At 43.7% G+C, this 14277-nt stretch carries 2 protein-coding genes; one reads left to right on the forward strand and one right to left on the reverse strand.

Features of this window, described 5'->3' with window-relative positions; translation table 11 throughout:
• Window positions 1-113: 113 nt before the first annotated feature.
• Window positions 114-7220: an AAA family ATPase gene (locus tag V7K45_RS21290; RefSeq protein ID WP_335006923.1), complete on the forward strand. Its 7107-nt coding sequence runs from the start codon at window positions 114-116 to the stop codon at window positions 7218-7220.
• On the opposite strand, the gene V7K45_RS21295 is transcribed toward V7K45_RS21290, so the two are convergent.
• Window positions 7209-13847 (reverse strand): hybrid sensor histidine kinase/response regulator, encoded by a 6639-nt coding sequence (locus tag V7K45_RS21295; RefSeq protein ID WP_335006925.1) that lies wholly within the window; start codon window positions 13845-13847, stop codon window positions 7209-7211. The genes V7K45_RS21290 and V7K45_RS21295 overlap by 12 nt on opposite strands.
• Window positions 13848-14277: the final 430 nt, after the last annotated feature.

A 14277-nucleotide genomic window follows, 5' to 3' on the forward strand; every position in this document is an offset into this window, starting at 1 on the left:
TAACCAAATTATCCAAACCTGATATCATCTAAATTTCATCTGCCCAAAGAAATGTATTTAAAATACAATTAAGCTCGGATTATCCCTGAAGAAGCACGGCTGGAGTGTTTGGCATGATGATTGCATTACCCGGATTTCGGATTGTCACTTTGTTAAAAGCAGGGGTAAAAGCAGTCATATACCGTGGAATTAAAGTTAAAGATCGGTGTCCGGTAATTATCAAAGGGCTACGTCTAGAACAGTGTACACCCAATAATATCGAACAACTCAAACATGAGTATGCGATCGCCCAAAGGTTAAATACCACAGCAGCAGTCAAAGCCTACGCCTTAGAGATGCATCAGGGAATCCCTTATTTAATTATGGAGGATTTTCAGGCGCGATCGCTCGATCAATTGCTAGACAAATTTCAACAGCCTGTGCCATTTTTGAAGATTGCGATTGAAATCACTAGTAAACTTGCACAAATCCACACTCATCACATTGTCCACAAGGATATTAAGCCGCAAAATATTTTAATTAACCTCGAAACTAATCAGGTCAAAATTGCCGATTTTGGAATTGCTGCCTTCATTCCATACCAACAGCAAATAGTTAGCAGTTCCAGTCGCATTGAAGGCAGTCTACCTTATTTATCACCTGAGCAAACCGGGCGGATGAATCGAGGAATTGACCATCGCAGCGATTTGTATTCTCTAGGAGTCACCTTTTATGAAATGCTCACAGGTCAGCTACCATTTCAAGGTAAAGACCCCTTAGAGTGGGTGCATTGTCATATTGCCAAATCTCCACTATTCCCAAGCAAGCTAAACTCTGATATTCCCCAAACGCTCTGTGAGATTATCATGAAATTGCTGTCGAAGGTTGCAGAACAGAGATATCAGAGCGCTTTAGGTTTGCAATTCGATCTGGAAAAGTGCTTAAAACAATTAGAGACAACTGGACAAATCCCATCCTTTATTTTGGGTGAGCAAGATATTTCAGAGCGTTTTCAAATTCCTCAAAAATTGTATGGGCGAGAACCAGAGATTGCCAAGCTTCTACAAGCATTTGAGCGAGTTGTTAATCAAGGTAAACCAGAAATCGTGTTAGTTTCTGGCTATGCTGGCGTTGGTAAATCAACTCTTGTGAAGGAGATTCATAAGCCCATTGTTAGAGAACGTGGGGTTTTTATTTCTGGGAAGTTCGATCAGTATAAACGAGATATTCCTTATTCCACAATTGTTCAAGCTTTTCAAACACTCGCGCGACAAATTTTAACTGAACCTGAAAATCAACTTGCTACCTGGAAAAAGCGCATAAAAGCAGCATTAGGGAACAATGGTCAGCTAATCACAGATGTAATTCCAGAAGTTGAACTAATTGTTGGAGAACAGTCTCATATACCAGAGTTGGGGCCTGCCGAATCTCAAAATCGATTCAACTTGGTATTTCAAAACTTTATCAGCGTCTTTGCTCAAAAAGAGCATCCACTCACTGTTTTCTTAGATGATATGCAGTGGGCAGACACAGCTACTTTGAATTTAATTCAAACTATTATTGCTGGCTCTAGTATCCAGTATCTCTGCTTCATTTTAGCCTATCGAGATAACGAAGTAGATGTTGTACATCCCTTTAGGTTAATGCTAGAGAAGGTTCGCCAGTATGGAGCAAGAACGACTGAAATTCTAGTTACACCGTTGAATCTTGTTTATGTCAATCAGTTAATTGCTGATACCTTACATAGTTCAGCAGAGCAAGTAGAATCCCTTGCTCAATTGATTATCCAAAAAACTGACGGTAATCCTTTCTTTGTCAATGAATTTATCAAAACACTACATCAAGAAAATCTGCTGACTTTTGACCACCCTCAATCCCCCCTTACCAAGGGGGGAAGTAAAGGGGGGTGGCAATGGGATTTAGCTGAGATTGAAGCCCAAGGTATTACAGATAATATTGTCAATCTAATAATTGGGCGGATGCAAAAACTGCCACCTGCAACTCAACAGGTACTTAAGTTAGCCTCCTGCATCGGTAATCGCTTTGATTTAGAAGTTTTGGCACTGGTTGGCGAACAATCTATTGAAGAAACGGCAAATGCACTTGTTGAAGCAATTTTAAGAGGATTAATTATTTCTATTGAGTCAGATGAAAGTGTTGATAAAAACTATCGTTTTTACCATGACCGAATTCAACAAGCGGCTTATGCCTTAATTGCCGATGAATCAAAATCGGCCGTTCATCTGAAGATTGGGCAGCTTTTGCTGAAGAATGCGAATGCTGAACAAGTGAACGAGCAAATTTTCGATCTAGTCAATCAACTAAATCTCGCGGTGGATCTGATTATTGAACAAACAGAAAAAAATCAATTAGTACGATTAAATTTAATCGCTGGCAAAAAGGCAAAAGCTTCCACAGCTTATACTCCTGCGAAAAGATTTTTTAGCGTTGCCATAAATGTTTTGGCTGAAAATGCCTGGATGGAACAATATGACCAAACATTTACTTTATTTAGGGAACAGGCTGAGTGTGAATTCTTAACAGGGAATTTAGAACAAGCAGAAGGATTATTTGAGTTACTATTGCTGAAAGCAAAATCTCATCTAGAGAAATCAAATATTTATATGCTGCAAATCAGACTCTACCAAGTTGCAGGTAGATATGAAGAAGCACTGATGTTAGGGTTAAAAGCTTTAAAACTTTTTGGGGTAACATTACCTGATACAAATGAGGAAGTGCAAAGTGCGATCGCAATTGAAAAAAAACAGGTATTAATCAATTTAGGCGATCGACAAGTCTCTGATTTAATTGATGCTCCAGCAATCCAAGATCGAAATATTAAGACACTGATTAGTCTATTGACCACTTTGGGGCCACCTACCTATCTCGGTAAACCCCATCTGTTTCCCTTAGTCGTACTTCAAGCTGTTAACTACTCACTCAAGTTTGGCAATACGGAAGATTCCTGTTTTGCTTACAGCATGTACGCCATGTTGTTAGTTTCCATCTTCCATGATATTCCTACAGGTTATGCATTTTCCAAGATGACAATTCAATTGAATGAAAAGTTGCATGACTTGAAACTTAGAGGAGTTGTTCTACACATTCATGGGAGTCATATCAACGTTTGGTGTAACCATATTGCTAGTGATATTCCCTTTTTAGAGCGGGGATTTATCGGCTGTGTAGAAGCAGGTGATGTGACGATGGCAAACTATAACGGCTATCAAGGCTCGTGGCAAATTATCCAATTAGGCTATCCACTGACAGATACATATAAATCTCTAGAAAAATACACTGCATTCGCTCGTCAGTCTAAGCATGATGCTGTCTATCAGACAATCAGATTAGAACAAATGCTACTGATGAATCTGCGGGGATTGACTCACCATAATCTGACTCTAAGTAGCGATAATTTTGATGAATCACAGGCGTTATCTATTATTACAGATGCAGGCTTTGTCAGTGGAATTATTTTTTATCATATTATCAAATTAATCATATTTTTTACATATCGACAGTATACAGAGGCGCTGAATTGTGCCTTAAAATTAACAACTTTCCCAGTCACGACACTAGCATTACCAATTGAAACAGATTATGTTTTATATTACTCACTAACTCTAACGGCTCTTTATCCCACAGAATCTTTTCAAGAGCAAGAACAGTTTTTGCAAACCTTAGATTCTCATCAACAGCGATTGCAATATTGGGCTAATAACTGCCCTGAAAACTTTTTACATAAGTCTCAGTTAGTAGCTGCCGAAATAGCTCGCATCGAAGGCAAAGAATGGGAAGCGATGCGTCTGTATGAACAATCAATTACTTCAGCCCGCGAACAGGGATTTGTACAATATGAAGCTTTAGCTAATGAACTAGCTGCTAAGTTTTACTTGGAGCGAGATTTTGAACTAATTGCCAAAACCTACTTAGAAGCAGCTAAAAATGCCTATATGCGTTGGGAGGCATTTGCTAAAGTCAAGCACTTAGAAAAAACCTATCCTCAGCTATTGCCACAACAACAGCTTGTCTCTAACGGAACATTTATTACTACAGGCGAGCATTTAGACTTTTTGTCAGTAGTTAAAGCCTCTCAAACTATATCGAGTGAAATTGTTTTTTCGCGTTTGTTGAAGACATTAATGCAAATTGTCATCGAGCAAGCAGGAGCAGAAAGCGGTTATTTGTTGTTGGAACACGAGCAAAATCTAGCGATCGAAGTAGAAGCTAAGGTTAATCACCAAGCAGAAAAGCTTAATGTTTCTCGACTGGTATTAGATAGTGAATCACAGATAATTCCTCAATCAATGCTGAATTATGTCCAGCGAACTCACGAGACAGTGATTTTGCAGAATGCCAATGAGCAAAATTTGTTTTCTAAAGACGAATATATAATTCAAAAGCAACCTAAATCTGTACTTTGTTTGCCGATCGCTCGTCAGTCAAAATTACTTGGTATTTTATATTTAGAGAATAATCTGATCTCTGGTGCTTTTACACAGGAAAAACTTTCTGTACTGGAAATTTTGACAGTGCAAATTGCCATTTCTCTAGAAAATGCTCTTCTTTATCAAGGTTTAGAAGACAGCAAAGCACAACTTAGCTTGGCATTGAAATCTGCCCAAATCGGTGTTTGGAGTTGGGATATTACCAGCGATCGCTTTGACTGGGATGAGCAGATTTATCAACTATTTGGCTTAACACCGGAAACCTTTGCTGGCACTTCTGAAGCACTTTTAGCTCGTCTGCATCCAGACGAGCGAGGATTGCTGGCTCAATCATTAAGTCGAGCAATTAACGACGAAGGTGTGGAGCATAATTTAGAATATCGAATTATTTTGGATGATGGCAGTATCCGCTACGCAGCCTGTCGGGGAAAAGCTTTTTTCAATGAAGCAGGTAAAGCTACACACATGAGTGGTGTTGTACTTGATATCACCGATCGCAAACAATCTGAAGCTGAACGCATTCAACTGATTCAAGAGCAAACCGCCCGACAGGAAGCAGAAGCCGATCGGCAACGAGCCGGGTTTTTAGCTCAAGTCAGTGCAACCCTCGCTTCTTCCCTTGATTACGAAAGTACCCTAGCAAGTGTGGCTAATCTGGTTGTGCCTTACTTCGCCGATTGGTGCGGCGTCGATCTGCTGCAAGACAACCAATCAATTAATCGGGTAGCAGTTGCTCATCGCGATCCAGAGAAAGTGAAATTAGGTTGGGAACTTTATCAACGTTATCCCAGAGATTTGGATGCAGAGGAAGGCGTGCCGAAAGTGCTGCGTACCGGACAAGCTGAAATGATCGCTGAAATTTCAGATGCACTCCTAGAAGCAGCCATCCCAGATCCAGAACACCTGCGTATTATACGTGAACTTGGTTTAAAGTCCTGCATAATTTTGCCGTTAATGGCACGCGGAAGAATTTTTGGTGCCATTTCCTTTGTAAACGCTGAATCAGAACGTCGTTACAGCACGGCTGATTTGTCATTAGCGGAAGATATTGCCCATCGAGCGGCGATCGCCATTGATAATGCCCGCCTTTACCAAGAAGCGCAGCAAGCACAAAAAACCGCAGAACGAGCATTGGAGCGCATTGCTCGTCTTCAATCGATCACGGCTGCTCTTTCAGAATCCCTGACACCAGCCCAAGTCTCTGATGTGATTGTCGAGCAGAGCATGGCTGCCTTGGGAGCCAGTTCTGCCCTTGTCGCCTTGGTGAATGAAAGCAAAACTGAACTGGAAATTGTGCGGGCGGTTGGCTATAAGCAGAATTTGATAGACGCTTGGCTTACTTTTGCCATCGATTCACCCTCTCCCTTAGCAGAAGCTGTGCGAACTGGGAAACCTATTTGGGCTGAATCAACACAAAATCGGGTAGCTCGTTACCCGCATTTGGCTGAAGCTTATGCCCAATATGACTTTGAAGCTTGGATTTCTATTCCATTGATGGTAGAAGGTTGGGCAGTTGGCGGTATAACTTTGGGATTTACCCAGCCTCAACAACTGAGTGGAGAAGATCGAGCGTTTCTCTTAGCTGTTGCTCAACAATGCGCCCAAGCGATCGCTCGCGCCCATCTCTACGAAGCCGAACTAACGGCACGAAGCGCTGCTGAAAGCGCAAACCGCATTAAAGATGAATTTCTCGCTGTCCTCTCCCATGAATTGAGAACACCGCTTAACCCAATTTTGGGTTGGACAAAACTAATGCGAACCCGCAAGCTAGATCGAGCAACAAACGATCGCGCCCTAGAAACCATTGAGCGCAATGCCAAGTTACAAACCCAATTAATTGAAGATTTACTCGATGTTTCTCGCATCCTTCAGGGTAAACTTAACCTCAACTTTTACCGGATTAATTTGGTATCAGTAATTGAAGCTGCCATTGAGACAGTGCGTTTATCGGCAGAAGCTAAGTCTATCCAGATTCAGACTATTCTTGAATCTGGTGTTGGGGAAGTTTTAGGCGATGCCAATCGATTGCAACAAGTCTTTTGGAATATCCTTTCTAATGCGATTAAATTTACTCCCATTGGTGGACAAGTAAAAATTAAATTAGAGCAAGTTGGTTCACAGGCACAAGTCTGCGTCACTGACACAGGGAAAGGAATTGCACCTGAGTTCTTACCTTATGTCTTTGATTATTTTCGTCAAGCAGATGGTGCGACAACTCGAAAATTTGGCGGTTTAGGTTTAGGATTAGCGATCGTCCGCCATCTTGTGGAACTTCACGGGGGAACTGTGCAAGCAGAAAGTCTCGGCGAAGGACAAGGAGCAACTTTTACCGTCAGACTTCCATACCTACAGGATGAAAGCAAAAAAATCAAGGATGCAAAAGATAACTCGTCGCTGGTGGCGGATCGGTCCTCGCCCTTGTCTGGCTTAGAGATTCTGGTGGTGGATGATGATGCAGATATGCGAGAATTTTTGCCCTTTATGCTGGAGCAATATGGCGCAACTGTTACCGTTGTCGCCTCAGCCATTGAAGCTTTAACTGCATTGAGTCAATTCCAGCCAAATCTAATTATCAGCGATATTGGGATGCCAGAAATGGATGGCTATATGCTGATGCGACAGATCAGAAATCTAAAACCAGAGCAAGGAGGGACGATTCCCGCGATCGCTTTAACTGCTTATGCTGGTGAGATAGATCGTCAGCAAGCGATCGCTGTGGGATTTCAACAGCATATTTCTAAGCCTGTAGATCCAGAGGAATTGGTGAGGGCGATCGCGTCATTAACGATATAGCCAAACACGCAACAGCGACAGCAATTGTTCGGTATCTACGGGTTTAGTAATGTAGTCTGATGCGCCGGCTTCAATACACTTCTCGCGATCGCCTTGCATGGCTTTAGCGGTCAGTGCAATAATCGGCAAAGATTTAAATCGCTCGTTTTGGCGGATCGTGCGTGTTGTTTCGTAACCATCCATTTCTGGCATCATTACATCCATCAACACCACATCAATATCTGGTGTATTTTCTAACAGGGTAATCCCCTCTCTACCATTTTCAGCATATAAAACCTGGATTTGATAACGCTCCAGCATACTGGTCAGGGCGAAGATATTCCGCATATCGTCGTCTACAATTAGCGCTGTTTTACCAGTAAGTAAGTAGTCTTGTGAATGCAGCTGTTCGAGTATTTGTCGCTTCGGTTCAGGTAAATTTGCTTGGACTCGGTGTAAAAATAATGCTGTTTCATCGAGGAGACGTTCGGGCGATCGCACATCTTTAATAATGATTGTCTCGGCAATCCGTCTGAGTTCTGTTTCTTGAGCTTTGCTAATTTCTCTACCTGTGTAGACAATAATTGGTAAAGTTTTGCCGTTAGGTAAAAGCTTTATCTGCTCAATTAGCTCAAACCCGGTCATATCGGGTAGTCCTAAATCGAGGACAAGGCAATCAAAATGCTGGGTACGAATAGCTTCTAGAGCAGCTGCGCCGTCAGCCACAGCAGTAGTCGAAACATCGCTGTTACCAATCAACTCAACAATACTCAGCCGTTGAGTGTCGTCGTCTTCCACTACCAATAAATTTTTCACCTGGCGCTCAACAAAACCTTTAATTTTGGTTAACGCCTCGGATATTGTCTCGCTGGTTAAAGGTTTTTGCAGATATGCGATCGCACCTAGTTGCAAACCGCGCTGTTTTCCTTCCTCAACAGTCATGATATGTACGGGGATGTGACGGGTATTTGGGTCATGTTTCAGACGATCCAATACCGTCCACCCATCCATTTCTGGCAACCGGATATCTAGTAAAACGGCTGAAGGCTGGAATTGCTGCGCTAACATCAAACCTGTACTACCGGTTTGGGCAGCTATCACCTTGAATCCTTGTTGTTGCGCCATATCTAGAAGGATACGCGCAAAATTAATGTCATCTTCGACAATTAGTAAAACGCGATCGCCTCTTTCAATAGTAGTGCGATCGTCATTAATCAGTGCTGAGTGCTGAGTACTGAGTGAGGAGTGGGGAGTAAGGAGTGGGGAGTAGGGAGTGGGGAGTGTCGATCTAGACTCAGGACTCAGCGCTCGTGACGGGCTAAACGCCCCGCTATCGCTAACAGCACTCAATTGTGGTAGATAGAATGTAAAGGTGCTACCTTCACCGGGTTGACTGATGAGTTTTATTTCGCCGCCGAAGAGACGGGCAATTTCGCGGCTAATTGATAAGCCCAATCCTGTACCGCCATATCTGCGACTGGTAGAACCATCGGCTTGCTGAAATGCTTCAAAAATCACTTTCTGTTTTTCGGGGGCAATGCCAATGCCTGTATCGCTGACTGAGAAAGCAATCACAAGCTGGGCACGATTTAAGGTTTCATTGTCGTTGCTCCACCCTAGCTTGGCCACCGCAATCCGTAAACGTACCTCCCCTTGCTCTGTAAATTTAAAAGCGTTGGAGAGGAGATTTTTCAACACCTGTTGTATGCGTTTGACATCTGTATAAATGCTGTTTGGCAATTCGGGAGTAAATTCAATTGCGAAACCAAGTCCTTTGCTCTGAGCGATTTGCCGGAAGGTGCGCTCAATCTGTTCGCCCAAGTCTGTTAATGGCATTTGGGTCATGTCAATGGACATGGTTCCAGATTCAATTTTAGCCAGATCCAGAATGTCATTGATTAACGCTAACAAATCAGTACCGGCTGAGTAAATAGTTTGGCTGTATTCGACTTGCTTGGCTGTGAGGTTGCGATCGATGTTATCTGTCAACAATTTCGCTAAAATTAACAAGCTATTTAGCGGTGTCCGCAGTTCATGGGACATATTGGCGAGAAATTCTGATTTGTATTTTGAGGAAAGGGCGAGTTGTTCAGCTTTGTCTTCTAAAGACAGCCTTGCTTGTTCAATTTCCCGATTTTTGCGCTCGACTTCTTTCTTTTGCATCGCCAACAACTCTGCCTTTTCTTCTAATTCGGCGTTGGTTTGTTGCAGTTCCTCTTGCTGTCCTTTGAGTAAATCTTCAGAGGTTTTGAGTGATTGGGCTTGTTGTTCTAAGCGCTTGTTGGTTTCGCGGAGTTCGCTTTGCTGGGTTTGGAGTTCTTCAGCTAAAGATTGCGATTGTTTGAGTAATTCTTCAGTTCGCATCGATGCTGCGATCGTGTTGAGGACGATCGCGATACTTTCGGTAAGCTGGTCGAAGAATGTCAGATGAATTTCGCTAAAGCGGCGGAAGGATGCTAATTCAATCACTGCTGTCACCTGTCCTTCAAAGAGTACAGGTAACACCACGGCATTTAGGGGCGTGGCTTCTCCTAAACCAGAAGCAATTTTGACATAATCGCTGGGTACTTCCGTCAGCAGAATTCGCTCTTTTTCTAAGGCGCATTGTCCCACCAAACCTTCACCCAATTGAAAGCGGTTAGCTAGATGTCTGCGTTCGCGGTAAGCGTAGCTACTAATTAGTTTCAAATATGGTGTATGTTCAACAGACTCCATCAGGAAGAATACGCCGTGTTGCGCTCCTACCAAGGGTGCGAGTTCTGAGAGAATTAGTTTAGATACGGTTTCTAAGTCACGCTGCCCTTGCAGCATTCGGGTAAACTTGGCTAGGTTAGTTTTCAACCAATCTTGTTCGGTGTTTTTCTGCGTTGTCTCGCGCAGATTAGCAATCATCTGGTTGATGTTGTCTTTGAGTATCGCTACTTCCCCTAGTGCTTCGACGGCAATTGAACGAGTTAGATCGCCTTTAGTTACAGCTGTAGCAACTTCGGCGATCGCTCGCAACTGGGTTGTCAGTGTAGCAGCGAGTTCATTTACATTATCGGTCAAATCTTTCCAAGTTCCCGCCGCACCGGGTACTCTAGCTTGTCCGCCTAACTTCCCTTCAATTCCCACTTCCCGCGCTACTGTAGTTACCTGATTGGCAAATGTTGCTAAAGTATCAATCATCTCGTTGATTGTTTCTGCCAAGGTTTCAATTTCTCCCTTAGCATCTAACATCAGTTTTCGTTTCAAGTCACCGTTAGCAACTGCTGTTACAACTCTGGCAATACCGCGCACTTGTGCCGTTAAGTTACCCGCCATCGAATTAACGTTGTCTGTTAAATCCTTCCAAGTTCCTGCAACACCTTGGACTTGCGCTTGTCCGCCTAACTTCCCTTCAGTTCCCACTTCCCGCGCTACCCGCGTTACTTCACTGGCAAAGGAACTAAGTTGATCCACCATTGTATTGGTGGTGTTCTTCAAGTCCAATATTTCGCCTCTAGCATCGACGGTAATTTTTTTAGATAAGTCGCCATTTGCTACCGCTTTCGTAACTTCTGCGATGTTGCGAACTTGTCCGGTGAGGTTCCCCGCCATCGAGTTAACGTTGTCTGTTAAGTCTTTCCAAGTACCTGCAACTCCTCTGACGTAGGCTTGTACGCCTAATTTACCTTCCGTTCCCACCTCACGGGCAACCCTGGTAACTTCTGATGCAAAAGAATTTAGCTGATCCACCATTGTATTGATGGTGTTTTTAAGCTCCTGAATTTCACCTTTCACATCGACGGTGATTTTCTTGGATAAGTCGCCGTTTGCTACCGCCGTGGTAACTTCGGCAATATTCCGCACCTGTGCCGTCAAGCTTCCCGCCATGAAGTTTACACTTTCGGTGAGATCCTTCCAAGTCCCGGCTACACCTTTAACTTCTGCTTGTACGCCCAATTTACCCTCAGTTCCCACCTCCCGCGCCACGCGCGTTACTTCACTTGCAAAGGAATTGAGTTGATCCACCATCGTATTGATGGTGTTCTTGAGTTCCAATATTTCACCTTTAACATCAACGGAAATTTTCTTCGAGAGGTCGCCATTTGCCACCGCCGTAGTCACTGTAGCAATGTTTCGCACCTGTGCCGTTAAGCTTCCTGCCATGAAGTTTACGCTGTCGGTTAAGTCTTTCCAAGTTCCAGCTACGCCGCGCACATCTGCTTGTACGCCGAGTTTACCTTCGCTTCCCACTTCCCGCGCAACTCTTGTAACTTCACTGGCAAAGGAATTAAGTTGATCCACCATTATATTGATGGTATTCTTGAGTTCGAGAATTTCGCCTTTGACGGCAACAGTAATTTTCTTGGATAAGTCACCATTGGCGATCGCAGTTGTCACTTCGGCAATGTTCCGCACCTGTGCCGTCAAACTTCCCGCCATGAAGTTCACGCTGTCGGTTAAATCTTTCCAAGTTCCAGCAACGTCTTTCACTTCTGCTTGTACGCCCAATTTACCTTCAGTTCCCACTTCACGGGCAACTCGCGTCACTTCACTTGCAAAGGAACTGAGTTGATCCACCATTGTATTGATGGTGTTTTTCAACTCCAGAATTTCACCTTTGACATCGACAGTGATTTTCTTGGATAAGTCGCCTGTTGCAACTGCCGTAGTTACTTCGGCAATATTCCGCACCTGCGCCGTTAAGCTTCCCGCCATGAAATTCACGCTGTCGGTCAAGTCTTTCCACGTACCCGCTACGCCGCGCACTTCTGCTTGCACGCCCAGTTTACCTTCGCTTCCTACCTCACGGGCAACCCTTGTTACTTCTGATGCAAAGGAATTGAGTTGATCCACCATTGTGTTGATGGTGTTTTTCAACTCCAGAATTTCACCTTTGACATCGACAGTGATTTTCTTGGATAAATCACCTGTTGCAACTGCCGTAGTTACTTCGGCAATATTCCGCACTTGTGCCGTTAAACTTCCCGCCATGAAGTTTACGCTGTCGGTTAAATCTTTCCAAGTGCCAGCCACACCGCGCACATCGGCTTGCACGCCTAATTTTCCTTCACTTCCCACTTCACGCGCAACCCGCGTTACTTCACTTGCAAAGGAACTGAGTTGATCCACCATTATATTGATGGTATTCTTGAGTTCGAGAATTTCACCTCTAACATCGACGGTGATTTTCTTAGATAGATCGCCATTTGCGATCGCAGTAGCAACTTCGGCAATATTTCGCACCTGTCCGGTGAGATTACCCGCCATTAAGTTAACGTTGTCAGTTAAATCCTTCCAAGTTCCCGCAACTCCCCGGACTTCTGCTTGTACGCCCAACTTCCCTTCAGTTCCCACCTCCCGCGCAACTCTTGTTACTTCTGATGCAAAGGAATTGAGCTGATCCACCATTGTGTTAATGGTATTTTTCAACTCCAGAATTTCACCTTTTACATCGACAGTGATTTTCTTGGATAAATCGCCATTCGCTACAGCCGTAGTCACCTCGGCAATATTCCGCACCTGTGCCGTCAAGCTTCCTGCCATAAAATTCACGCTGTCGGTAAGGTCTTTCCACGTACCCGCTACGCCGCGAACTTCTGCTTGACCGCCTAATTTTCCTTCTGCACCCACCTCACGCGCAACTCTTGTCACTTCCGATGCAAAGGAATTAAGCTGATCCACCATGATGTTAACGGTGTTTTTCAACTCTAAAATTTCGCCTTTGACATCAACAGTGATTTTCTTGGAAAGGTCGCCGTTTGCTACCGCCGTTGTTACTTCTGCAATGTTACGGACTTGGGCTGTTAAATTTCCTGCCATCAAGTTAACGTTATCAGTCAAATCCTTCCAAGTACCTGCTACTCCTTTAACTTCTGCTTGTACGCCCAGCTTCCCTTCAGTTCCCACTTCACGCGCAACTCGCGTTACTTCCGATGCAAAAGAATTAAGCTGATCCACCATCGTGTTGACAGTGTTTTTTAGTTCCAGAATTTCGCCTTTCACATTTACAGTGATTTTTTTGGATAAGTCACCATTTGCGATCGCAGTAGCAACTTCGGCAATGTTACGAACTTGTCCGGTGAGATTACCCGCCATCAAGTTAACGTTATCAGTCAAATCTTTCCAAGTGCCAGCCACACCTTGCACTTCGGCTTGAACGCCCAATTTCCCTTCAGTTCCCACCTCACGGGCAACCCTGGTAACTTCACTGGCAAAGGAACCAAGCCTTTCTACCATCGTGTTGACGATATTAGCAGTTTGGAGAAACTCTCCTTGGAGGGGTCTGCCGTCAATTTCTGTAGCGATCGTTTGGGATAAGTCACCATTGGCGACTGACCGAATTACCCGCGTAGTTTCAGCTGTTGGTTGAACTAAATCTGTAATTAGAGTATTGACAGAAGTAACACAATCTGACCAAGAGCCACGAACATCTCCGAGAGAGGCGCGATCGGCAATTTTGCCTTCTTTGCCGACAACGTTACCAATGCGTTGTAGTTCGGCCGCCATCCGCTCATTTTGATCGATAATATCATTGAGGGTGTCAGCTATTTTCCCCGCCACACCAGTATGATCTATGGGCATCCGAGCAGAAAAGTCACCCTGTTTAACAGCATTCAGCGTTCTTAGTAGCTGATTTAAATCTAGATTGTCACTGTCTCTAGTTAACTGTTCGGTTGCCATAGCCGTATCCTTAATCTTAATCCTTAAAGAATTTTTTGTATTTTTTGCACCCCGTACTTATTTAGAGTACTTTTAGCCAATGCGTATCACAATAGAGAGCAGGGAATAGAAAGTGGATCAAACTACTTTTTATGGGTGCGAGTGTAAGCAGTTAAGAAAGACTGCTAACTAAATGGTATTGCCATCGATATATCTGGCATACCACTTAGCTAATGATAGCTAGTTGGAATCTGTTATGCAGCATTAATTGTCGGCGATGTCTAACTTGGGCGAGTAAGCGATCGCACAGTAGAACACAAGATGATAATGAACAGTACGTTTTATGATTTTTGGAATTTGAGGAAAGCAGCAAATCAAGAAATCCTAACTGATAACTCAATACGGTTCAGTTAAGCCTTTTTTTCTCCCCCTGCTCCCCCTGCCTGCCTTA

The sequence above is a fragment of the Nostoc sp. genome (assembly GCF_036917375.1).
Lineage (GTDB): Bacteria > Cyanobacteriota > Cyanobacteriia > Cyanobacteriales > Nostocaceae > Nostoc.

Excerpts from the sequence above, each read along its gene's own strand:
- V7K45_RS21290 (WP_335006923.1), top strand. The coding sequence starts at position 114 with ATGATGATTGCATTACCCGGATTTCGGATTGTCACTTTGTTAAAAGCA.
- V7K45_RS21295 (WP_335006925.1), bottom strand. The coding sequence starts at position 13,847 with ATGGCAACCGAACAGTTAACTAGAGACAGTGACAATCTAGATTTAAAT.